The sequence below is a fragment of the Alteromonas nitratireducens genome, from assembly GCF_040812025.1.
In the GTDB taxonomy this organism is placed as follows: Bacteria; Pseudomonadota; Gammaproteobacteria; order Enterobacterales; family Alteromonadaceae; genus Alteromonas; species Alteromonas nitratireducens.
In genome coordinates this window covers 1-23,808 of record NZ_JBFNPK010000021.1, presented here as the reverse complement: position 1 = coordinate 23,808, position 23,808 = coordinate 1, and the positions used below count along the sequence as shown (strand labels likewise).

The 23,808-nt window shown below is 46.8% G+C and carries 21 protein-coding genes and 1 rRNA gene; 20 read left to right on the top strand and 2 right to left on the bottom strand.

All coding sequences use genetic code 11. The features are described 5' to 3' along the window. The first annotated feature begins 9 nt into the window (after positions 1 to 9). The 15 genes from AB1N33_RS14910 (at position 10) to AB1N33_RS14840 (ending at position 16,458) form a co-directional block, all read left to right on the top strand. Positions 10 to 1,071 carry a glycosyltransferase family 4 protein gene (locus tag AB1N33_RS14910; protein WP_411272363.1) on the top strand — a complete coding sequence of 354 codons (1,062 nt, stop codon included), beginning with the start codon at positions 10 to 12 and terminating at the stop codon, positions 1,069 to 1,071. 1 nt (position 1,072) lies between these two features. Further along, positions 1,073 to 1,708 carry an acyltransferase gene (locus AB1N33_RS14905; protein ID WP_411272362.1) on the top strand — a complete coding sequence of 212 codons (636 nt, stop codon included), beginning with the start codon at positions 1,073 to 1,075 and terminating at the stop codon, positions 1,706 to 1,708. A gap of 8 nt (positions 1,709 to 1,716) precedes the next feature. After that, complete coding sequence (locus AB1N33_RS14900; RefSeq protein ID WP_411272361.1) at positions 1,717 to 3,408, top strand: glycosyltransferase family protein; 1,692 nt, start codon at positions 1,717 to 1,719, stop codon at positions 3,406 to 3,408. Next, the gene (locus AB1N33_RS14895; RefSeq protein ID WP_411272360.1) at positions 3,405 to 4,295 is read left to right on the top strand and encodes a methionyl-tRNA formyltransferase; all 891 of its coding nucleotides are present in this window, start codon (positions 3,405 to 3,407) and stop codon (positions 4,293 to 4,295) included. Before AB1N33_RS14900 ends, AB1N33_RS14895 begins: the two co-directional genes overlap by 4 nt. 1 nt (position 4,296) lies before the next feature. After that, entirely contained in the window at positions 4,297 to 5,442 is a 1,146-nt protein-coding gene (gene rffA / locus AB1N33_RS14890; RefSeq protein ID WP_411272359.1) for a dTDP-4-amino-4,6-dideoxygalactose transaminase, read from the top strand. Between the two features lie 20 nt (positions 5,443 to 5,462). Next, on the top strand, positions 5,463 to 6,815 hold the full coding sequence (locus tag AB1N33_RS14885; protein WP_411272358.1) for a methyltransferase domain-containing protein: 1,353 nt from the start codon (positions 5,463 to 5,465) through the stop codon (positions 6,813 to 6,815). A 199-nt stretch (positions 6,816 to 7,014) separates the two neighbouring features. Continuing rightward, positions 7,015 to 7,650 carry a sulfotransferase family 2 domain-containing protein gene (locus AB1N33_RS14880; RefSeq protein WP_411272357.1) on the top strand — a complete coding sequence of 212 codons (636 nt, stop codon included), beginning with the start codon at positions 7,015 to 7,017 and terminating at the stop codon, positions 7,648 to 7,650. Position 7,651: 1 nt separating this feature from the next. Further along, a complete protein-coding gene (locus tag AB1N33_RS14875; protein WP_411272356.1) occupies positions 7,652 to 9,394 on the top strand; it encodes a glycosyltransferase family 2 protein in 1,743 nt (580 codons plus the stop codon). Positions 9,395 to 9,500: 106 nt separating this feature from the next. After that, positions 9,501 to 10,379 carry a glucose-1-phosphate thymidylyltransferase RfbA gene (gene rfbA / locus AB1N33_RS14870; RefSeq protein ID WP_411272355.1) on the top strand — a complete coding sequence of 293 codons (879 nt, stop codon included), beginning with the start codon at positions 9,501 to 9,503 and terminating at the stop codon, positions 10,377 to 10,379. Between the two features lie 52 nt (positions 10,380 to 10,431). Further along, on the top strand, positions 10,432 to 10,977 hold the full coding sequence (gene rfbC / locus AB1N33_RS14865; RefSeq protein ID WP_411272354.1) for a dTDP-4-dehydrorhamnose 3,5-epimerase: 546 nt from the start codon (positions 10,432 to 10,434) through the stop codon (positions 10,975 to 10,977). A 9-nt stretch (positions 10,978 to 10,986) separates the two neighbouring features. Next, a complete protein-coding gene (rfbD, locus tag AB1N33_RS14860; protein ID WP_411272353.1) occupies positions 10,987 to 11,856 on the top strand; it encodes a dTDP-4-dehydrorhamnose reductase in 870 nt (289 codons plus the stop codon). A 4-nt stretch (positions 11,857 to 11,860) separates the two neighbouring features. After that, on the top strand, positions 11,861 to 12,946 hold the full coding sequence (gene rfbB, locus AB1N33_RS14855; protein WP_411272352.1) for a dTDP-glucose 4,6-dehydratase: 1,086 nt from the start codon (positions 11,861 to 11,863) through the stop codon (positions 12,944 to 12,946). 18 nt (positions 12,947 to 12,964) lie between these two features. Beyond that, positions 12,965 to 14,149, top strand: coding sequence for a nucleotide sugar dehydrogenase (locus AB1N33_RS14850; RefSeq protein ID WP_411272351.1), 1,185 nt, complete (start codon positions 12,965 to 12,967; stop codon positions 14,147 to 14,149). A gap of 70 nt (positions 14,150 to 14,219) precedes the next feature. Beyond that, positions 14,220 to 15,644, top strand: coding sequence for a mannose-1-phosphate guanylyltransferase/mannose-6-phosphate isomerase (locus tag AB1N33_RS14845; RefSeq protein ID WP_411272350.1), 1,425 nt, complete (start codon positions 14,220 to 14,222; stop codon positions 15,642 to 15,644). Between the two features lie 211 nt (positions 15,645 to 15,855). Beyond that, positions 15,856 to 16,458, top strand: coding sequence for a YkgJ family cysteine cluster protein (locus tag AB1N33_RS14840; protein WP_411272349.1), 603 nt, complete (start codon positions 15,856 to 15,858; stop codon positions 16,456 to 16,458). A gap of 10 nt (positions 16,459 to 16,468) precedes the next feature. Here AB1N33_RS14840 and AB1N33_RS14835 read toward each other — a convergent pair whose 3' ends face one another. Then, a complete protein-coding gene (locus tag AB1N33_RS14835; protein ID WP_411272348.1) occupies positions 16,469 to 17,365 on the bottom strand; it encodes a LysR family transcriptional regulator in 897 nt (298 codons plus the stop codon). Positions 17,366 to 17,463: 98 nt separating this feature from the next. Between AB1N33_RS14835 and AB1N33_RS14830 the strand changes: the two genes are divergently transcribed. Genes AB1N33_RS14830 through nei form a run of 4 tightly spaced genes read left to right on the top strand, consistent with a single transcriptional unit; the run spans position 17,464 to position 22,409 of the window. Further along, positions 17,464 to 19,140 carry an ABC transporter transmembrane domain-containing protein gene (locus tag AB1N33_RS14830; RefSeq protein ID WP_411272347.1) on the top strand — a complete coding sequence of 559 codons (1,677 nt, stop codon included), beginning with the start codon at positions 17,464 to 17,466 and terminating at the stop codon, positions 19,138 to 19,140. Beyond that, positions 19,133 to 20,173 (top strand): efflux RND transporter periplasmic adaptor subunit, encoded by a 1,041-nt coding sequence (locus AB1N33_RS14825; protein ID WP_411272346.1) that lies wholly within the window; start codon positions 19,133 to 19,135, stop codon positions 20,171 to 20,173. The genes AB1N33_RS14830 and AB1N33_RS14825 overlap by 8 nt, the downstream gene beginning before the upstream one ends. Next, entirely contained in the window at positions 20,170 to 21,585 is a 1,416-nt protein-coding gene (locus AB1N33_RS14820) for a TolC family protein (RefSeq protein ID WP_411272345.1), read from the top strand. The genes AB1N33_RS14825 and AB1N33_RS14820 overlap by 4 nt, the downstream gene beginning before the upstream one ends. Positions 21,586 to 21,590: 5 nt before the next feature. Continuing rightward, on the top strand, positions 21,591 to 22,409 hold the full coding sequence (gene nei, locus AB1N33_RS14815; RefSeq protein WP_411272344.1) for an endonuclease VIII: 819 nt from the start codon (positions 21,591 to 21,593) through the stop codon (positions 22,407 to 22,409). Positions 22,410 to 22,434: 25 nt separating this feature from the next. Here the strand turns inward: nei and AB1N33_RS14810 are convergent, their stop codons facing one another. Beyond that, positions 22,435 to 23,226 (bottom strand): hypothetical protein, encoded by a 792-nt coding sequence (locus tag AB1N33_RS14810; protein ID WP_411272343.1) that lies wholly within the window; start codon positions 23,224 to 23,226, stop codon positions 22,435 to 22,437. A 491-nt stretch (positions 23,227 to 23,717) separates the two neighbouring features. Between AB1N33_RS14810 and AB1N33_RS14805 the strand changes: the two genes are divergently transcribed. Beyond that, positions 23,718 to 23,808, top strand: a 16S ribosomal RNA gene (locus tag AB1N33_RS14805); the annotation flags it as partial.

Genomic DNA, 23,808 nt, shown 5'->3' with positions numbered 1-23,808 from the left:
AGTATGAAGATGAAAGTGTTATACGTTTTACCGGTCAAGGGTGGCGGTGGCGGTGCACACTCAGTTGCACAGGAAGTCAACGAATTGGTCAAAATGGGGATAGACGCAAAGATAGCAGTTAATCAGAAGAACTATCCAAGTTTCGTTACATGTTATTCTGATATGCCAAACGTGAGTAAAAATGTAGTTGAGTTTAATGACGAGGATAGTCTTGCAACTCACTTGAAAGTTGTAGATACGGTGGTTTGTACCATTTTTACCTCAGTCAAATTGGTAAGAGATGCATTAGAGAGAATTAGTAATAAGCCTAGTGTGGCCTATTATGCACAAGATTATGAGCCACTTTTTGTGCTTCCGGATAATCCTCTCTGGAAAGAAGCATTTGACAGTTACACCCTTATTCCAGACATGACTGTGTTTGCGAAAACTGATTGGATAAGAAATGTTATCAGTGCGAACCACAACATTGAGGTCAAAAAGGTAAGCCCCAGCATAGATCACGATGTGTATTATCCAGGGTTAAACAAGTCAGGTTCTCAAATCTGGATTACTGCGATGGTAAGGCCCAGTACACCTCGTCGTGCGCCAAAGCGCACGATGAGAGTTTTGAAAAATGTCGCTGAAAAATATGGTGATAAAGTAAATATTAATATATTCGGCTGTTCGGATGAGGAAATTTTCCATTATCAGCTACCCCATGATTTTCAATATCACAATCACGGTGTTTTGAGCCGAAATCAGGTTTCTGCATTATTAAGAAAAAGCCATTTGTTTATTGATTTATCAGATTATCAGGCATTTGGACGGACAGGCTTGGAGGCAATGGCCTGTGGTTGCGTACCAATTGTGCCTGTGCTCGGCGGCACTGATGAGTATATCAAACACGAAGAGAATGGGTTTGCAGTTGATCCAAGAAATGAAAGCCTAATACTAAAGGTTATTGATAATTTTTTGAATTTGAGTCCAGAGAAGCGAGAAAAAATTATTAATGAAGCTCTGCATCAATCCCAAAATTTCTCGGTAAGGAACGCTGCTTTAAGTGAAATTAAGGTTTTGAGGGGGATTGCGTGAGATGGAAATGAAAGGGCTTACTTTACAAGTAGAAGATGGCAACGACATAGAGATTGACGGTGATGTAAAATTCAGTTTATCGAAGATAATCGTAAAGGGAACCGGAAATAAGATAAAGATAGGAAGTTCGTTGAATATAACGGGTCTAATTATTAATTTAAAAGGAGATAACAAAGAAATAATTATAGGCCCTAGTAAAAAAAATATTTCAAATTTAAAAATCGTCTCAATTAGAGGGCGTGACCAAAGAGTATTGATAGGTAAGAACTTTGGTTGTGGTGGTTGTGAAATACAAATGAATGATGGAAAAGAGGTTGTAATTGTAGGCGAAGACTGCCTTTTCTCTTGGGGGATAAAAATTCGAACTTCTGATGGTCATTCAGTAGTTGATCTCGATACCGGTCGCGCAATTAATCTTCCTGAAGATGTATCAATTGGAAATCATGTTTGGGTTGGTGAGGATGCGAGATTCCTCAAAGGTAGTATTGTTCCTGATAATTGTATCGTTGGTAGCGCCTCGGTTATCACTCGCGCATTTACTGCAAGCAACTGCGTTATTGCAGGCTTCCCTGCAAAAGTCGTCAAAGAAAATGTTACGTGGGATAGAAGAATGCCATATGAATATAACAGTGGATGAGGACCGCAATGTTATATAAAGATATTAAAAACTGGTTAGACCTTTCATCATTCTTATCTTCTAAGATTACTTATCAAGGTGGTTTGTTAGACACATTAAAGTTTTCTATTGAATACATCCTGAATGAGTCTTCTGGAAATGATTCAGAGCCGTCATTAGAAGAAAGGATTCTTGTCATTAAAGAAAACAAAGATTTTATAAGGGAAAACATAAATGCAGTAATCGAATCCACCGAGCTGCATGCGTATGAAAAAGTTTTTATTGCTTTACTAATCGGAAACCTCAATGAAGATCAATTGAACGATCTTGTGTCTTCAATTTCTGTTAATTCTATTCAGGATTATGATGATGTGGTAAAAGCGTATTATTTAGCTTGGAGTATTGAAAAGAAGTGGGATGGAATTTTAGATTTAGTCGAGGATTATGATACATCAGTTAAGTTGCGAATCTGTTTAGATGCTTTTATTCATAGCTGTAGCATTGAAAATTTGCTGGATGAGACTTACCAAGTAAAAGAAGGATTGCGCGTTTGTGTCGTAGCAGCACTCTTATCGCCGAATCCACTTAGTGCCCATTATAATCTAACAAATACCATTTTAAAGGTTCTTAGGAGTTATAAAGAGAGAAACGGTAACTGCGAATTCGGTCTCGCTTTAAGCGGTGAAGGGTCGCTCAATTTGGCTGGCAGGAAATTGAGGATTTTAGATGACAATAGAAGTGCTTTGCATTTAAAAAACTGGAGAGAACTATCTTCAATAGAGGAAAACTTCTTTAATGGCGCGTGTTTAGAAAAATCAAATGGTGTAGAATTTTTTGCATGGTTAGAGGCATTCAGTCCCGACGTCGTTTTATTTATTGGAGATGGGTTCGAGAGTAAGTTTTATCGCAGATTGATTTTTCAGCGTTATCCGGTTGCTTATTTTCCGATGAATGTGAGAAATGACCCAAAGGGTCATGTTGATGGTGTAATATCCAAAAAGGATATGTTTACAGAGACCATGAAGAGGAAAGGCGGAGAAGCACTCGTAAAAGAGGTGTCACCAGTTTTTGATCTTTATCTAAAACGGGGTGGCGGCGAGACTTTTGTTAAAAGAAATGCAGACGATATTGTTTTTGTAACACCGTTGCATAGTGGAAGAATAGAGAAATTAATATTAAATAATTTTACTGAGAGTGACATAAAAGCCCTTGTCAGGACTTTTGATAATAACCCCAATTTTGTTTGGGTCCTCGTTGGACAAGACAGTTTAAACTCAATACTTGTTAAGTGGCCAATTCTCAAGCGATATACTCTAAACAAGCAGTTACTGTCCGTCGGGTTTGTCCCGTGTCTGGTAGATTTTATTTCGACTTGCGATTGTGCGTTTGTGATGCCCTATATGCAAGGCGGGAACCAGGGTGTAAGTAGCGCGATGGCGACTGGGCTAGCAGTAATAAGTTCTGATTATTGCGACACTGCAGGTATTGCTCCTGAAGAAACAACATATAGCAATACTGAAGGTGCTTTTCTGCTAGTAGAAAGAATGTGTAGAGATTCATCATTTCTAGAGCGCGCAAAGAAGTTGTCGAGAATGTGTATACAAAACGCAACCCCAGATGCCGTTTCAGAAGAATGGGGGGCAGCGTTGTTTGATATAAAGTCAGTCGGTACAAATAGACTTAATTTAGATATTTTTTCAGTGGACGGTGCAAAAAAATGAGTACATTTGCAGCGAATTTTTTTCTGATGAATTCGAAAGGGCTTCATGCTCTAAATGCGTTTATCGAAGTCTTCGGTGAAAGTTCCGTCAGTTCCGTTGTATCTTCAAAAGATTTGAAATTAAAATCTGACTCCTTCGAAGAGATAAAGTCACTTTGCAAAAAAAAATCAATATCTTTTCATGAAAGAGGAGATAGAAGTATCAAAGAGCTTGATGAATCGGACACAGTTACTTTTGCTATAGGTTGGAGGTGGTTAATACCTAACTGTAATAAATTAATTGTATTTCATGATTCGTTATTACCAAAATATCGTGGATTTGCACCATTAGTTAACTGTCTTGTGAATGGCGAAACTGAGGTTGGTGTTACCGCACTATATGCAAGCGAAGATTATGATGCCGGTGAAATAATAGCTCAAAAATCATTAAAAATTTCTTATCCACTCAAAATTGCTCATGCAATTGAATTAATCGAGCCTTTGTATTCCGAACTCGTTATCGAAATTTTTCAAAAAATAATTTCTGGTAGTCACTTATCGTCGAAACGGCAGTGCACTAGCGCAGTCACTTACAGTCCTTGGTTAGACGAAGATGATTATTTTATAGATTGGCGATGGTCATCTGAAAAAATTATTCGTTTCATTGATGCTGTTGGTTTTCCGTACGATGGTGCTAAGTCCATAGTGGATGACCTCATTGTTAATATTTATGATGCTGAATTAGTGAAAGACGTTGTAGTTGAGGACAGAAAAAGACATATAGGAAAAGTAATTTTCTTTAAGGATGCTCCTGTAGTCGTGTGCGGGGATGGTCTAGTAAAGCTTAACCGAGTTTGTTCTGATTCAGGTCAACTGATTAATCTTAGGTTTAGAAGTAGGTTTAGATAAAATGTTAATGTTTAACAAGTTTCCGCAGATTGGGGACGAAATGGAATTCATAGGGAAAGCGCTGCAGAGCAACAAAATTTCTGGAGGTGGTGATTTTGCGGTTAAATGTGAAAATTGGTTTGTTGATCGTTTAGGCTGTCAAAAAGCTCTTTTAGTTCCTTCTTGTACAGCTGCGCTCGAAATGGCTGCAATTTTGCTCGATATTCAACCTGGCGATGAAGTCATACTCCCTAGCTACACATTTGTTAGCACAGCAAACGCTTTTGTCCTTAGAGGCGCTAACATAGTTTATGTAGATGTTAGAAAAGATACTATGAATATCGATGAGTCACTAGTAGAAGATGCGATTAGTGAGAGAACAAAGGCAATCGTAGTTGTTCATTATGCTGGTGTTGCCTGTGAAATGGACGCGATTATGGCTATTGCTGAAAAACATGGAGTATATGTTGTAGAGGATGCCGCTCAAGCTATGTTGAGTACTTATAAAGGGCGTCCGCTAGGGGCAATCGGGCATCTCGGCGCCTTCAGTTTCCATGAAACAAAAAATTATACAAGTGGTGGCGAAGGCGGGCTGTTAATAATAAATGATGGCAAATTTACTATAAATGCAGAAATTATCAGAGAGAAAGGCACTAACCGCTCTATGTTTTTCAGGGGGCAGGTTGACAAGTATACGTGGGTGAATATTGGTAGTAGTTATTTGCCTAGTGAAATTCAAGCAGCTTATCTGTGGTCCCAACTGATACATGCTGATCAGATCAATGACGCACGAAATTTTGCTTGGCAATTTTATTATGAAAAATTGAAGCCTCTTGAAGCCATTGGTCTAATAGAGCTTCCCAATGTTCCAGAAGGATGTATTCACAATGCTCATATGTTTTATATTAAGCTTGATAATCTAGAAATGCGAACCAAGTTTATCGAATATATGAGTCAGAGAGGAGTTATGGTTGTCTTCCATTATGTTCCATTACATAGCTCACCTGCGGGAAAACTATATGGTAGTTTTCATGGTTGTGATGTTTTTACAACTAAAGAAAGTGAACGTTTAGTCAGGCTTCCTATTTTCTATGGTATTAGCGAGTCAGATTTGAATAAAGTTGTTTCTGGGATTCAAAGTTTTTTTGATGTAGAAGTTAAGGAATAAATTAGATGCACGCGTCCTCCATGGAAAATATGGCTCGGTGTTTCAGACGGTATATTGACAAAAGCTTTATTGAACAAAAGTGCAAGCCCAAAGTGCTTGATATTGGTGGTGCAAACGTCAATGGCTCTTATCGAGACATTATTGAGGGGTTTGATTTTCAGTATCTTGCAGCTGATATTGTTAGCGGTGATGGGGTTGATGTAGTTATGTCTGACCCATATAAAATTCCAGTTGAAGATGAATCGATAGATATACTTATATCAGGTCAAGCTTTTGAACACGTTGAGTTTTTTTGGTTATTATTTCAAGAAATGGCGCGTGTAATAAAGCCAGATGGGTTCATATTCTTGATTGCGCCGTCCGCAGGCTTCATACACCGCCATCCCGTTGACTGCTATCGCTTTTACCCAGATGCCTTTTATGCACTGGGAAGATATGTAGGGCTTGAGATTGTAGAAGTGTTTCACGACCAAAGAGGTCCTTGGAAAGACCTCGTAGGGGTTTATGCCAAGGAATCTAAAACTTTGATTCCTATTGAAGATAGGCTAATAAATAGTTCAGATAGTAGGTTAGGAGAGGCAAAGGGAGAGACCATCCTCGATTTGAGTGAAGAAGTAAATGTCGTTAAAGGTGAACGGCCTTATCTTGATTTTCTTGCGCTCATTCATAATAAGCTACTTCCTGAGTCCTATTTTGAAATAGGTATAAGGCAGGGACATAGTGCGAGGCTAGCGAATTGCAACTCATTGGGGGTGGATCCTTCACCTCTGTTAAAATTCGAAATTGAGAATTTTTCACTTATTAAGGCAACGAGTGATGAATTTTTTGACGAACTGGCTGATGGTTTTGAACCACCAGATTTGGCATTTATAGACGGTATGCATTTGTTCGAGTATGCGTTAAGGGATTTTATCAATGTTGAGAGAAACTCTAATTCAACCACAGTTGTTGTGATAGACGACATTTTCCCATGTACAAAGGAACAAGCGTCTAGACAAAGAAAAACTAAGGTTTGGATGGGAGACGTATGGAAATTAAAGCAATGCCTTAGTGAATACAGGCCAGATTTAATTTTGATTGCCGTAGATACTTCACCTTCAGGTCTTCTGGTGATTATAGGTTTGGATTCAGATAATAGTGTTCTTACTGAAAAATATAATGAAATTGTAAAGAGATACTCAAGGGTGCAGACTCCTCCTGACTCGATTATTAATCGAGTTGATGCGATTTCTCCAACTCATTCCTTCATTAGAAATGCGTTGAACATCGTTAAAATCGCGAGAGATGACAATAAAGGTATAGACTTTATACGTGCTAAAACTAAGCAGGCATTTTTTAATACGCATGCAGCAGCCAAGGCACTATTCGGGTAAAGCATAGACGGCTATTTTTTTGGTTACTCACAAACTACAAAAAAACTGATGTGAATGCGATTGGATACTAGTGGTGTTAACAGTGGTGAATGAAAAGCGGCATAGTAGAGTTGGAGCTTTCTCGACGCTGCAAAGAGTTCATCGCTGGTGGCAAAACACCACCGGGCGCGTGCCGGCAAAGCATGAGAAGGTGGAATGGGTGTCCTATCACATTCCCAAAACAGCCGGTACATCGTTACGTTCGGCCCTGGAGGCGGCGTATGGCTGGGACGCAGTGTTTGGGTGTTACCGAAGCACTGGCGCGAAAGCGCTGAGTGCGGGTAAGTCAGTATGGTTACCCCGGGGTACTAAGGTTGTACATGGGCATGTCCGAACGCATCAAAATCATCACGAGATTTTTCCTAACGCCAAACGCATTGTCTGGGTAAGAGATCCCGTAGAGCGCGCATGGTCAATGCTAACGCGCTTATTGGCCAGACAGGACAGTCACGAACCAGTATATAGCGTGCTGAAAAGCCGATACATTGATAAAGGCATAAGCGATAAGGCGGAATTGTTTGAATGTTATCTGAAAGACAAGCAAATCAGTCGCTTTGCATTTGCATATAAGCTGTATTTCAGTGCAATTCCTATCTCTGATTTCGACTTTGTTGGCTCTGTGCACTCAATGGAAGACGACATGCGCCGACTGTCAGACGTGCTGAATATTGAGCTTTCTATGCACACAAGAAATCGACGCACCGCGGGCAAGGACATGCCGGATGCTGTCTGGTCGCTCAAACCATTATTCGAAGATGAGTATAAGATTGTCGCGCCGTACCTGAGGAAAGACTGACATGGTGAAGGTAAAAAAATACGCCATGATGACGGTGAAGGCTGGCGTTGGACTGATCCCTAAATCAGTCCGCGAGCACTTAAAGAAAAGTCCGGCATTATCGGCATTCTATAGCCGCGCACTGCAACGTTCCGGTTTGTTTTACGGTTTTCCCAGTAAGAAAAAATTAACCAGACTGTATCGCGACGTTGTATTGCGACAACGCACGGTGCTTACACAGCACTATGGTGTTAAAAAAACAGGCAAACCACTTAACGTACTGGTTATGCCGGGAGCCAGGGCTGCTGTTGCTACAACCCTTGACTCATTAAATGCCCAGGCTGAACGTGTAGGCGCCATATACCTGGTGTCGGAAGTGGGTGATAGCCCGGCTTCGACCTCCCGTATTCAGCATGTTGCGACCTTCACTGAACTTGCTGAAAGCGTGGGCAGCTCGCCCTTGCTGCTGCTTATGGCGGGTGACACGCTTCATGAAAACGCATTATCTGCATTTTGCGCACACGCTGACCAGGCAGATATCCTTTATTGCGATACCGATGAAGTTGAAAAGGGGCAGCGCGTTAATCCGCGACTATTGCCTGACTGGAACCCTGATTTACAACTCACCACGGCCTATGTTGATACCGGCGTCGTGCTGGCTAATCCGGCCGAGTCATTACAGGTGGCATTGGAACAGGCCCGGTCATTCTCTTGTGTTGCTGAGGTGGTAACGGCTATTTGGTTAAACACTCCCGCACTGAAAGTGCAACATATCGCGCTGTCGTTAGTGGCGCATAAGCCGTCCGGCCAGCGCACCCGTGATGCGCTCGGAGTAACCTCGGGCTGGCTTGATGACAGAGGTATTTCAAGCCTGTTTGATAAGCAAAATGGGGTTAATGCCTATCTATGGCCAGCAGATAATCAGCCGCTGGTCAGCCTGATTATTCCCACCAAAAATGCGCACGAGCTGGTGAAAGCATGTATCGATTCCATCACCGAAAAAACGCACTACACCCATTATGAAATTCTGCTCATTGACAATAACTCTGACGATCCGGATAGTCTGGCGTATTTTGAAGAGGTCGCAAAACACCCCAAAGTCAGGTTGCTTCGCTATCCACAGCCATTCAATTACTCGGCGATTAACAACTTCGCGGTATCGCAGGCCAGGGGCGACATTATTGGATTAATTAATAATGATGTCGAAGTAATTGGCGGGCAGTGGCTATCTTACATGGTGGGTCATGCTGTTCGCGCTGATATCGGATGCGTGGGCGCCAAACTGCTGTACTCAGACGGTCGTATCCAGCATGCCGGGGTAGTGATGGGGTATGGCGGTGGCGCGGGCCACGCCCATAAGTACTTCCCCCGCTATCATCCCGGATACCTCAACCGGTTGGTTGCAACACAGAATTACAGCGCGGTGACGGCAGCATGTTTACTGGTAAAACGTGAACATTATGAGGCCGTTGGCGGATTGAATGAACGTGATTTGACGGTGGCATTTAATGATGTGGACTTTTGTCTGAAAGTGCGCGAGCTGGGCGTGCGAAATCTGTATTGCGCAGAGGCCGAGTTGTTTCACCATGAATCGGTCTCGCGTGGCCTGGATGCCACCAAAGAAAAGCGGATGCGCTTTTTGTCTGAGCTGGATTATTTGCAGTCAACCTGGCAACAGGTCATTCAGCATGATCCGGCCTATAATCCCTTCCTGACGCTCAAACGAGAGAATTTCGCGGTGAAGGCCGAAGAAGAGTTCGAATAAGAGGGATAACACATTGCGCATCGCCGTGTGAGTGGGTATCGTATTACAGATAGAATTAAGCGCTTACAACGTGTGAAGAACACGTTTCCAACCCGAAAGGTAAACCATGAGAAAAGGAATCATTCTGGCGGGCGGGTCGGGTACCCGGTTGCATCCTCTGACCAAGGTAGTCAGTAAACAATTGATGCCCATTTACGACAAACCGATGATTTATTACCCGCTGTCGACACTCATGATGTCGGGGATACGCGATATTTTAATCATCACCACTCCCGAGGAGCTGTCACGTTTTATTGAACTGCTGGGGGATGGCAGCAAGTGGGGCATTAATCTGCAATATGCAGTTCAGCCGTCGCCGGACGGACTGGCGCAGGCTTTTTTGATTGGTGAGTCGTTCATTGACGGTGACGCCTGCGCACTGGTATTGGGTGATAACATCTACTACGGACATGATTTACGTCAGTCACTTAAAAATGCCCATGCGCAGACCCATGGTGCTACGGTGTTTGGTTATCACGTCAATGATCCTGAACGTTATGGTGTGGTTGAGTTTGATGATGACTGGAATGCGCTGACCATTGAGGAAAAGCCCAAAACACCGAAGTCGAATTATGCGGTCACCGGGCTGTATTATTACGATAACCGGGTTGTGGATTTTGCCAAAGAAGTAAAACCCTCTGCACGCGGCGAGCTGGAAATCACCGATTTGAATAACCTTTATCTGGTCGACGGTAGCCTGAAAGTGGAGTTAATGGGGCGCGGTTCAGCCTGGCTGGACACCGGTACCCTCGACAGTCTGCTGGACGCCTCTAACTTTGTTGCCGCTATTGAGAAGCGTCAGGGCCTTAAGATTTGTTGTCCCGAAGAGGTGGCGTATCGCATGGGCTACATATCAGCAGAACAGCTCGAAACACTCGCTGCACCACTGAGAAAAAGCGGCTACGGTGATTATCTGATAAAAATGATTAGCGGCAGGGTGAAGTAACTCACCCCGGTCATTAATGCCTGTCTGTTGATAAAAACTGAATAGATTACTTATGCAAGTTATTGATACTGAAATTCCTGACGTAAAAATTATCGAACCGCGTGTGTTTGGCGACGAGCGCGGCTTTTTCATGGAAACGTTCAGGGATGACTGGTTTCGTCAAATCTGTGCTGATGTGACATTCGTGCAGGATAATCACTCTAAATCCCGTCAGGGTATTTTACGCGGGCTTCATTACCAGTTGGAACAAACCCAGGGCAAGCTGGTTCGCGTAACCGAAGGCGAAGTGTTCGACGTTGCAGTAGATATGCGAAAATCCTCAGCTACCTTTGGAAAATGGGTAGGCGTTATTTTGTCTGCCGAAAATAAGCGTCAGATTTGGGTGCCGGCAGGTTTCGCACATGGCTTTTATGTCACGTCTGCGTCTGCCGAGTTTGTGTATAAGTGCACCGACTATTATCACCCGGAGTCGGAAGTGTCGGTTCGCTTTGACGATCCGGATATTGGTATAGACTGGCCACTGGTGAACGGTGAGTCGCCGTCTTTGTCAGCCAAGGACGAAGCCGGTTTGGCATTTGCTGATGCCCCGACGTTTTAAAGGACAGGTATGAAGATTGTCGTAATTGGAAAGTCTGGCCAACTGGCACATGAACTCGCCATGTCGGGAGATGATACGCTGACATTTCTCGGGCGGGACGATACCGATGTCACCGATCCCGCAGTACTGAATACTACGTTAAAAGCACTGGCGCCGGATGTGATCATTAACGCATCGGCGTACACTGCTGTCGATAAAGCCGAGCAGGAGCCTGAAGCCTGTCATCTGTTAAATGCACAGGCGGTGGAAAATCTGGCTGCGTACTGTAAAGACAACAATGCTTTTCTGGTGCATGTGTCAACCGACTATGTGTTTAATGGCGAGAAAGGCTCGCCCTATACGGTGGATGATCCTATTGAGCCTCAGGGGGAATATGGGAAGGCCAAGGCGCAGGGTGAGGCAGCGGTGCAAAAGTTATTACCACAGAGTAGTTGCATTATCCGAACCGCATGGGTGTATTCCTCTCACGGCAATAATTTTGTAAAAACCATGCTGCGGTTAATGGCAGAGAAGCCGAAACTGACTGTCATTGACGATCAGGTTGGCTCGCCGACCTGGGCGAAAGGTCTGGCTGCTGCCTGTCTTGAAGCGGCAGAACAGCGCATTACAGGCGTTTACCACTGGACGGATGAAGGCGTAGCATCCTGGTACGACTTCGCCCTGGCTATTCAACAACTGGGGCTGGAAAAAGGGTTACTTGCAAATGCAGTACCGGTAGAACCAATCCCTACATCGGCTTACCCGACACCGGCCAAACGCCCGCATTACAGCGTGCTGGATAAAACCCTTACCCGGGAAACATTCAAACAGACGTCCCTGACACACTGGCGGTCGCAGCTTGATACGATGCTCACCGAACTGTCACAGCAAAAGAATTAAACTTATGAGTACTAAAACCATCATCGTTACCGGCGGCGCGGGCTTCATTGGATCTGCGGTCGTACGACATCTGATCAAAAACACTGCCCATACTGTCGTTAATCTCGACAAGCTGACGTATGCCGGCAACCTGTCGTCACTTGACCCGGTCAGTGATTCTTCGCGTTATCACTTTGAACAGGTCGACATTTGTGATGCACCGAATGTGAAACGCGTACTGGATACGTATCAGCCAGACATCATTATGCATCTGGCTGCTGAGTCTCACGTTGACCGCTCTATTGATGGGCCGGGAGAATTCATTCAGACAAACGTAGTAGGTACTTACACGCTGCTGGAGCAGGCAAGGGCGTACTACAGCGCGCTGAATGAAGAAAAGAAAGCAGCGTTTCGCTTTCATCATATCTCTACTGATGAAGTGTACGGCGACCTGCCGCACCCGGATGAAGTGGAAGACGGTACTGAGCTCCCCTTATTTACCGAGACCACGCCCTATGCGCCAAGCTCGCCTTACTCGGCATCAAAAGCGTCTTCTGACCAGCTGGTGCGTGCCTGGCTGCGGACGTATGGGTTCCCTACACTGGTGACAAATTGCTCAAATAATTACGGGCCTTATCACTTTCCGGAAAAACTGATACCGCTGGTTATTCTCAACGCGCTGGCGGGTAAGCCCTTGCCGGTATACGGTAAAGGCAATCAGATTCGTGACTGGCTGTACGTAGAAGATCATGCGCGCGCACTGGTGCTGGTGGCGCTGGAAGGAAAAGTCGGCGAAACCTACAACATTGGCGGTCACAACGAGAAGCAGAATATTGACGTGGTGAAAACCATTTGTTCGATTCTCGATGAAGTTAAGCCCAAGTCATCGCCTTATGCAGACCAGATCACTTACGTTGCCGATCGTCCCGGGCATGATATGCGATACGCTATTGATGCGTCGAAAATTGAACGCGAACTGGGATGGAAGCCGGAAGAGACGTTCGAGAGCGGATTACGCAAAACCGTTCATTGGTATCTGGATAACGAAGCCTGGTGGCAGGCCGTACTGGATGGCAGCTACCAGGGCGAACGGTTAGGCTTATCGAAATAGCTGTGAGGAACCGACATTATGGATGCTACGCAAAAATATAAAATTGCTGTTGCCGGCACAGGCTATGTGGGGTTGTCTAACGCAGTGTTGCTGGCACAACATAATCAGGTCACCGCTGTTGATTTGGTGCCGGAAAAAGTAGAGTTATTGAACAGCAAAAAGTCGCCAATTGAAGATAAAGAAATTAGTGATTATCTGGAAAATAAACCTCTGAACTTAATAGCAACGTTAGATGGCAAAGCTGCGTATCGGGATGCTGACTTCGTTGTAATTGCCACACCAACAGACTACAACCCCGACACAAACTACTTCAATACAGGTAGTGTAGACGCGGTGATAGACACTGTAAAGCGTGTAAACCCACATGCGATCATGGTGATTAAATCAACAGTGCCAGTAGGATATACTGCGGAGGCAAGGGAAAAGCATCGGTCAGACAACATTATTTTTTCTCCTGAATTTCTTAGGGAAGGGCGTGCACTTTTTGACAACCTTTACCCAAGTAGAATTATTGTTGGAGAACGGAGCGACAGGGCGAGAACATTTGCTGAACTGTTGAAGCAGGGTGCGTTGAAAGACGATATACCAATATTGTTTACAGACAGCACGGAAGCGGAAGCCATTAAGTTGTTCGCCAATACTTATCTTGCTATGCGTGTTGCCTATTTCAATGAGCTGGACAGCTATGCTGAAAGCCACGGCCTTGATACTAAACAGATAATTGAAGGTGTGGGGTTAGACCCACGTATAGGTAATCACTATAACAACCCGAGCTTTGGTTACGGAGGATATTGTTTACCAAAAGATACCAAGCAACTTTTGGCAAACTATCGTGATGTACCGAATAATATGATTCATGCAATAGTTGAAGCGAACCGAACAAGAAAGGACTTTATTGCTGATTCGATTATTAACCGGAAACCAAAAGTAGTTGGGATTTATCGGTTGATAATGAAAGCAGGGTCTGACAACTTCAGGGCCAGTGCAATTCAGGGAATAATGAAACGAATAAAGGCGAAGGGGATTGAGGTCGTAGTCTATGAACCAGTTATTGACGGTGAGGAGTTCTTTCACTCAAGGGTAATTAAGGACTTGGCAGAATTTAAAAAGATCTCAGATGTAATAGTAGCCAACCGCGTTACCGATGAAATTAGTGATTTAATGGATAAAGTTTACAGTCGGGACTTATTTGGGTCTGACTAAAAAATACTAGGGTCACGCGTCATTTTATTTATGGTTGTTAAGTTTATATGAGCTCGACAAAAGGAAGAGTTTGATACCTGTGATCCTGGCCGGAGGCGGCGGAAGTCGCCTTTGGCCCAAGTCCAGACAGGCTATGCCGAAGCAGTTCCTGCCGCTGACATCGGAAAACTCGATGTTGCAGGAAACCCTGCTGCGCCTGAATAACTACCCAACCGACAACCCCATCATTATCTGCAATGAAGCGCATCGCTTTGTCGTGGCCGAGCAATTACGTCAGATAGACCAGCAGCACAGCGGAATCGTGCTTGAACCGGTTGGCTGCAATACGGCACCGGCGATTGCGCTTGCTGCATTGCAGGCAATCGCCGCAGGCGAAGACCCCATTTTGCTGGTGCTGCCGGCTGATCATCTAATTAAAGATACGACCGCGTTTTACCACGCTATCCAAAAAGCAGAATCACTGGCGCAAGCCGGTTATCTGGTAACGTTTGGGATAGTGCCGCAAACACCGCATACAGGCTACGGTTATATCCGGGCGGGCAGCGAGGCAGGCGAGGGTTTCCGTGTCGAAGAATTTATAGAAAAGCCGGCAATCGATAAAGCCGCCCGGTTTGTGGGCGCCGGGAACTATTTCTGGAATAGCGGCATGTTTGTGTTCAGGGCAAGCCGTTACCTGGAAGAGCTGTCTAAATTCTGCCCGACAATTCATGATGTGTGCCGGGACGCAATAAGTTGCGCCACTCAGGATTTGGATTTTATCAGAGTTGATCGTGACCTGTTTAGCAGATGTCCGGCCGATTCAGTCGATTATGCCGTGATGGAGAATACCACCCGGGCAGCCATGGTTGCCCTGGATGCAGGATGGTCTGATGTGGGAAGCTGGTCATCGTTATGGGAAGCCGGCACAAAAGACGCCGACGGTAATGTTATGTTGGGTGATGCGACGCAGTACCGTGTGAAAAACAGTTATATCAACGCACAAAGCCGGTTGGTTTCGGTTATTGGCCTTGATGATGTTGTAGTGGTAGAAACCAAAGATGCCGTGCTGGTTGCCAATAAAGAGGCTGCTGAAGAGATTAAGCAGGTTGTGAATAACCTGCAGACGGAATCGCGCCCCGAGCTGGAGTTTCACCGCGAAGTCTATCGTCCGTGGGGCAGCTACGATGTGCTGGACAGCGGTGCGCGTTTTCTTGTGAAACGGGTACTGGTGCGACCGGGCGAGAGTTTGTCGCTGCAGTATCATCATCATCGGGCAGAACACTGGGTTGTCGTCTCCGGCACAGCGCGTGTCACGCTGGACGGACAGACGCGTACGATGAACGAAAACGAGTCTGTCTACATTCCCATAGGTACAGTGCATGCACTCGAGAATCCGGGGGAAGTGCCGCTCGAGTTGATAGAAGTGCAGTCGGGTTCGTACCTTGGCGAAGATGATATTGTGCGGCTTAGCGATAAATACGGTCGGGAAGCTGCCGGTAAACCAGCCAAAAAATAACTGGGTTGTCAGCCCACGGCCAGGGCTTTCCCGATGCGAATAAAAAGTTATAAACCTGACAGAACAGACAGTTAAAAAGTTCTAATCATTTCGCTTGCCCGATTTTTTCTTTCTGAAATAAAATCGCCGAAATTTTGTAGCGGGTCGGCGTCTCTTGCGCAACTTCAGATCCGGATATCGTGTTTTTTCTTTGTGGAGAGTGGCGGAGTCTATGCAGCGGCTGCGTGAACTGTCAGGCCAGGTGCTGGCCATGTATGAAGAGATTTCATCAACGTTTAGTCATTATCAGGCATCGGCAGGTTTACCCTGCACGGCTGGCTGTGGTGCATGCTGTAATAAGCCTGATATTGAGGTTTCACCTCTGGAAATGCTTCCTCTTGCGTTGCATTTGTTTGATCAGGGGCTGGCCGAAACAACCCTTGAGTCAATTGAGCATTATCACGGCTTTGCATGTATGCAGTACCAGCGGCATTCGCTGGACGGACAAAAAGGCAGTTGCGGCATCTACCCGTGGCGCCCTGGCGTATGCAGGATGTTTGGTGTTGCCGGGTATCGCACTAAAGATCATATTCCGACATTGTCCGTGTGCAGGGAAATAAAGCAGCGTCTACCCGAACGGTATGCCGATGCTCTGATCATGACTACGGCGAATCCGCCGCCAATGATGGCACATTATCAGCAAAAGCTGGCGCAGCTGGATTTTACGCTGGGAGAGCAGCGCTTACCCATTAATGAGGCGCTGAAGTATTGCCTTGAGAAAATACTTACCCTTGCCGCTTATGCGCCAGACATAGACGATAATGCGGTAGCCTGAGCCGGGGCAGTTATGCCAGCAGGGCTTGCGCGGCATGCACTATTTTTTCAACCATATCAGCATTCACCGAGTTCGACCGGCTAACTGCAAAATACCGCTCTGTCAGCTCGGTCGCCTCGCCGATACATTCCACCTGATACTGCTGCGCGACGTGCGCGGATATACTCGATGGCGCGCAAAACGCACCAAATCCTTCACTGCCAAAGAGTTTCAGCAGGGCGCTGTCGTCAAATTCGGCGACAACCCTGGGGTAGATTTGCTGACCCTCAAGCCAGGAGCGAAGCCCCTGCACAATCCCTGACTTTTTACCCGGCATCAGTAATGGCTCATCGTTCAGGCTGGCCGGGAAGGTGGCTTTCAACGCATCAGCTCGTTCGGGCGTTGAGAAGAAGCTAAGATGGGATTCCCCAAGAAAGTAACTGATTGCATCTATCTGAGTACCCGGCGCAATGCCGTGGTCAGCCAGCACCAGATCGATCCGGTTGACCGCCATATCACTGATGAGATCGGAGAAGGTTGATTCACGAAAAATAAATCGGGTTTGAGGAGAATAGCGTATAACTTCACTAAGAAAATCAAACGCCAGCACTTTAGGAATGGCGTCGGTCAGGCCAATGACAAATTCGTCCGCCATATCCTGGCTGTCAGACTGAAGGAGTTTTGCAAGCTCGTGCCCCTTCTGAAAGATATCCTCAGCATGGTGAAAAACCTGCTTTCCTTTACTGTTAAGGTGCAGACGCTTTCCTATTCTGTCGAATAGCGGATACCCAAGGTTTCGTTCGAATTGTGACAACTGTCCGCTTACTGTTTGGGACGTGACGTGCAAAAAACGTGCAGCCCGAACCACACTGCCCTCGCGTGCTGTGATATAAAAGTAGTAGAGGTGATGATAATTGAGATGATGCATAGTAAGAAATATTCGAACTTATTTGCAGATATTATCAGATTTACTCTTAATTATGCCTGTCGTAAAGTGCGGATCAGGCCATTGAGGAACAAACTGTTATGAAAAAGCCAATTAATCTGGCTACGACCCGTGCACTTTTGTTTCAACTGCTGCGCCCGGAAAAAGGCTACTTTTCGGTTGCGATGGCGTATGGTCTGGCCATTGGCCTGATGACACTGGCAGTACCGATTGCCGTCCAGACGCTGATTAACAGTATTGCGAATATTGCATCAACCCGCGCCGTGATTGTGCTGGCGCTGGTGCTTTTCTTCACCCTGTTTATGTCAGGGGTATTCAGTGCGCTCAGAACCTGGGTGATGGAACTGTATGAGCGGCGTGTATACGCACGTCTGACCGCTGACCTCAGTCTTAAAACCATCATGGCGCCGCACAGTTTTTTTGAAGGGCGCCGCAACACCACCATTACGCAGCGCTATTTTGACATTATGATCCTGCAAAAAAATGTACCGGCGCTGTTTGTTGACGGCTTTGCACTGGTACTGCAAATGCTGGTGGGCTTTACGCTGGTGTCGTTCTATCACCCGGCGCTGTTCGTGTTTAATGTCATTATTGTGATGGTGATGTACCTTATCTGGCGGTTGTGGGGGCCGGGTGCTAAACGCACTGCGGTTGCGTTATCCCATGCGAAATATGACACCGCAAAATGGCTGAATGACATCGCGGGTGCCCACGAGTTTTTCAAATCGTCCCGTCATCTCGATTATGCCGGACGAAATACTGACCACTATATCCATAACTACATCGATACCCATAAAGCACATTTTCGTTTTACGTTCTCACAAACCATCATGTTCCTGGTGCTTTATGCCGCAGCCAGTGCGGCCTTGCTCGGCGTCGGGGGTTGGCTGGTTGTGCGCGGGCAACTATCTATTGGTCAGCTGGTTGCAGCCGAGTTGATTATGTCTGCGGTTTTTTTGGGGCTGTCCCGCTTTTCACAATACCTCAAACTTTATTACCAGCTTTATGGGGCGGCGGAAAAAATTGGTGCAGCCCTGCAGATGCCGCAGGAGGAATTGCACAGTGACTCACACCATACCCCGGATGAGGCAACGCTTACGTTCGAAAATGTTGTGCTGTCGCATAATGATGATCGCTGTGAAATTGCGCTTAAAATCGACGCTGGCAAAAAGGTGTTTGTGACCACTGACAAGAGCTGGGTGCAGCGCAAGCTGACGGCACTGCTTAAGCGCTTTGATAAACCTGAAACCGGCTGGATCATGCTGGGTGATATGAGCCTGTTCGATTATGACATCTACGAGTTACGCCAGGCGGTCAGTACCATTGACCGGGCGTTAATTGTTGAGTGTTCAATCGAAGAGTACCTGAAGCTGTCTGCGCCTGAGGCGACGCTGGCAGAAGTGCGTGACGCGCTGGCGCTGGTCGAACTTGACGATGTGGTTGAAACATTGCCGGACGGGCTGAATACCCGGCTGTCGGTGATGGGCCTGCCATTCCAGCCGCTGGAGCTGCTTTTGCTTAAACTTGCGGCAGCCATTTTATCTCAGCCCAAGGTGGTGATCCTGAATCAGCACTTTGACGCCATTCCAGGAGCATTGCGTCAGCGTTTGTTAACACGGTTAATGGGACAGCCTTTTACTTTGCTGTACTTTACGAACATGGCAAGTCCGGACTATTTAAACGGCACGCTTAAACTGGGTGATAGCGCCGTGATGAAGCTTCATAGCAACAGCAGCGAAGGAGCGCAGAATGACTAATACAGAACGTCGGTACCTTGCGCACGTCAGAACGTTAACGGCCATCCGTATCCCGAAATTACACCGCGTGATCTGCGGCATCATTGGTCTGTTTATTGTTTCTGTCGCCCTTATCCTGTGGTTTACCCCTTGGGTACAGACTGCCTATGGGACGGGCAGCGTTGATTCCCTGGATCCATCTGAGCGTACGCAGGCCATAAATGCGCTGGTCCCCGGACAAATAAAGCAGTGGCATGTGCGCGAAGGGATGAGTGTGAAAAAGGGTGATCCCATTGTAACGCTTATTGATATTGATGCCGGCCGTCTGGATAAGCTTCAGGCACAGTTAACTGCCACCCAGGCAGGATACGATGCCGATTTGGTTGCGGTGGCGAATGCCCAAAGCAATCTTGCACGTCAGCGCGCGCTGCTGGAACAGGGGCTGGTGTCACCACGTGAGGTAGAGGCGGCTCAAATCAGAGTGCAGGAACTGAAAGCCAAAGCGGCGAAATCTGAAGCTGACATCAATTCTGTCAGCATGGCGCTGTCCAGACAGGCAACTCAGACCAAAGTGGCACCGACAGATGGCACTATCGTCGGGCTGGTCGCCGGTGGCGGATCGACCTTTGTGAAGGAAGGGGATGTTTTGGCCCGGTTTATTCCGTCAGGGGTTGAGCGTACGGTTCGAATCAGCGTCAGTGGCCTGGACGCGCCGCTGGTGCAACCCGGCGCCAAAGCACGTCTGCAGTTTGAAGGCTGGCCGGTTATTCAGTTTAGTGGCTGGCCTGGTACCGCGGTTGGGACATTTGGCGGCGAGGTGGTTTATGTTGAGCCGGTAGCCGACGCTAACGGGCAGTTTCAGGTCTGGATTAAACCTGACAACGACGATTTACCATGGCCAAACGAAAACTCTGTCAGACTGGGCAGTCGTGTCAAAGCATGGGTGCTGCTCGAAGAGGTTCGTCTAGGCTATGAAATGTGGCGTCAGCTTAATAACTTCCCGCCAAAACCTACCGAGGTACTGACCAACACTAACGGAGGGCAAAGCCAGTGAGGCGTGTAGTAGTCGCACTTGGTATGCTGGTGGCTGGGCACACGCTGGCTCAGGAGACAGTTACTGTTCCTGAACTTGTTGCCACCATACAGGCGTCTCATCCTTACCTGGCCGCCGCCGCAGAGCAGGGGCGTCAGCGTCAGCTCGCTGTGCAGTCGGCGGACAGCGCGTTTGATCCATTAATCGAACAGGAAACCAATACGCGGGTCAGCGGCTATTATGATGGCGCGATTGCCTCTCAGCGGTTTGTGAAACCCCTTCAGTCAATGAATGCCCGCTTGTATTCGGAGTACCGCCTTGCTGATGGCGATTTTCCGGTGTACGAACAGGAATACGAGACCCTGTCAGGCGGTGAAGCAAGCCTGGGAGTGATGATGTCATTGCTGCGTTATCGTGAAATCGACAAACGCCGTTTGGGGCTTCGAAATGCGCAACTGGCTGTTGAGCAGTGGCGTCAGGACTACCAGAACGACGTCAATGAGATGATATTCAAAGGGGTGAAAGATTACCTTTACTGGTATGAAACTGCCTTACAGGTTCAGGCCGTTTCCGACTTATTGGATGCGTTGGCACGACGCCGCGATGCCATTGCCAGCCGGGTCGAGCAGGGCGACCTGGCAGAATCTGATCTGATTGAATTTGACGCAAATGCGCTCCAGCAGGAACTGGTGCTGGCAGAGCTGAAGAGAAAACTTGCCGTAACACAGCGGGCGCTGGCATTTTATCTGCGCGACGATCAGGGGCAGATGAAAGACACCTCGTCTATCAGAGCAGGGGAACTGGCCTGGCCATATCAGGCGCGTATGGCAGATATTGTTGCGCTTCGTCGCTCGCTGGCTTCGCATCCTGTTCTGGCAGCGCTGGAGCAGGAAAAGCGTATGCTGACCAACAAAGCGTCACTGGCGAAAACGTCTCTATTGCCAAAGCTTGACTTAAAAGCCTCTGTCGCCCGCGATATCGGTAGTGGTGCTGCCTCGCTGGATGGTACAGAAACAAAAGTCGGACTGAGTTTTTCCTACCCGCTCGGCAACCGCGCTGCGAAAGCTGAGCTGTCATCAATAGAATCGAAGCAGACGCAATTGGATCATAAGATTCAACTGGCGGCCGACAGCATTGTTCAGGCATTTGAGAAGGCCTATCAGCACTGGCAACAAACGGTGAAAATTGCAGAGATGCAACAGAAAAATGCGTCACTGGCAGACCAGCTCTATGACATGGAGATAAAACGTTACGATGCCGGTGACACTGACATGTTTGTACTGAATGCGCGTGAGTCTTCACAAATTCGCGCCCGAATGAAGCAAATCAAAGCAGACATCGATGTGTATCTGGCAGAGCTGGCGCTTTATCATGCCGCGGCGCGACTTGAGCTTAACATCCGTCTGTCATCAGACGGCAGTCTGCCTGGGTAGCCCGTATGCCGGAAGGTCCTGAGATCCGCCGCGAGGCCGACCAGATAGCCGCTGTAATTAAAGGGCAGCCATGTCTGCATATTGAGTGTACACTGTCGATATTGGCGGAGCCCATCAAAGCGTTGCAGGGACATACCATCACCGATGTCACATCACACGGCAAAGCCATGCTGATTACGTTCGATAATGATGTTGTCATATACAGCCACAATCAGCTGTACGGGAGATGGCGAACACAGGACAATCACACCCGGCCTGCAAGTTCGCGTCAGCTCAGGCTGGCTATTGATACGCCGAAGGGCAGTGCTCTGCTATATAGCGCCTCAGATATAAGCATCTGGCATAAGACCCGGTTATATCAACATCCGCTACTCAGAAAACTCGGGCCCGATATCCTGGATAACGCGACAACGGAAGATATGCTGAAACAGCGACTGGATGATGACCGGTTCTCAGGCAGACAACTGGCGTCGTTACTGCTGGATCAAGGCTTTGTTGCAGGTATGGGAAATTACCTTCGCTCGGAGGTCCTGTTTTTTTCCGGGCTATCTGCGTCGCGCAAACTCAGCATGCTGACTTCACAGGAGAAAGACACGCTGGCGATGCAGTTAAAAGCGGTTGCGATAAGAAGCTATAAAACGAAAGGGATTACACTTCCTTTGCCGTTACTTGAGCAGCAGAAAAAGCAGTACCAGCGTTTTGAGGACTACCGCTTTGCGGTATTTTCCCGTGCAGGAGAGCCCTGTATTTTCTGTAGCGAGATAATTGAAAGAACGATGGTGAGTGGACGCAGATGGTATTTCTGCCGGAAGTGCCAGCGTTAGTGCAGCATCCTTGCTGCCATTAGGATCAGTTGTTGCCGGTCAGGGCTGCAGCGAACTCCTCTTCAGTCAGTCCGGCTTCGCTGGCGAACTGCTTAAGTTTGGCGTTGTCCACGCCGGCGTTTTGCGCAGAATAAAGAATGCGCTTAACCTGTTCACGTTGCGCAGAGGCCTCGCGCACTGCATTTTCGACCACTTCATCCGCCTGGTTTGGAAACACCGCCAGCAGTGCATCAACTACGTATTCGCCAACAAACGGCACCGCCTCAAGCGCGGTCGTCATGATCTCAATAACTTTATTCGGATGTTGCTGGGACAGCGTCTGAACAATGCTGTCCGCTGAGTCAGGCTCAGTCAGTACGGCAACGCGAACAATTTCATCCAGTTCTTCCGGTGTACTGTTTGCCGCAGCCTGCACAACAAAATCGACATAGGTAGGCTCTGCAGTAATCGCCAGCTTAACAATAGACGGGCAGGAACTGACATCTTTATCTATGGCAAGCTTAACAATTTCACCTGTAGAGGCTGGCTGAGCTGAGATGGCGGCGAAAATAATCTCTCTGTATTTGTCGGGGTACTCATCCAGCGCTACATCGACAATATCAACAACCTGCTGAGGATAGTGGCTGGCAATAGAACGAATTGCCCTGCCGACAGACATATTCTGTTCTACTTGTCGTTTAAGGAACGAGGTTTGGAATGTATTTTTATCCGACACCTCAGTATCAGGTTCCGAAACACTGGTGACAGGAGACGCTGCGACCACTGCAGTACCACTTAATGTAGCCAGTAAAACTAGCAGGCTATACGTCAACTTCATTTTTCCACCTTAATTATGATTCGTTATTGTGGACTGTACGCTTAACTACACCCGCGCTGACACGTCGCGATATCAATCATTAGCGTTGTTATTATGTCCACTTTCTACTGCTATGATTGAAAATTAACCGCTTAGTTCAGTTTCGACAACTTTTTAGGGTATGGCTATTGACCTTTACTTATTAATCCCTAAAATTCGCCTCCGCTTCACAGGGACAACTTATGAAGCGCCATTGAGGTAATCAATGGGGTCGCACTTACTGTTTCGGCACGCGAAAATAAAGCTGAAAAAAAAGTGTTGACACTGAAACGAGATGGCGTAAAATGCGCGCCTCGCTTGAGACACGAAAGGTGAAACAAGCGAGCTAAAAGACTATAAGTTGTAACAACTTATTGCAAGTTTTAGCAAACGTTCTTTAACAATTTAGACAAGACAATCTGTGTGGGCACTCGTTAAGAGTGTAACAACGACAATTCATATTTCGATATATTTAATTGAAGAGTTTGATCATGGCTCAGATTGAACGCTGGCGGCAGGCCTAACACATGCAAGTCGAACGGTAACAGGAAGTGCTTGCACTTC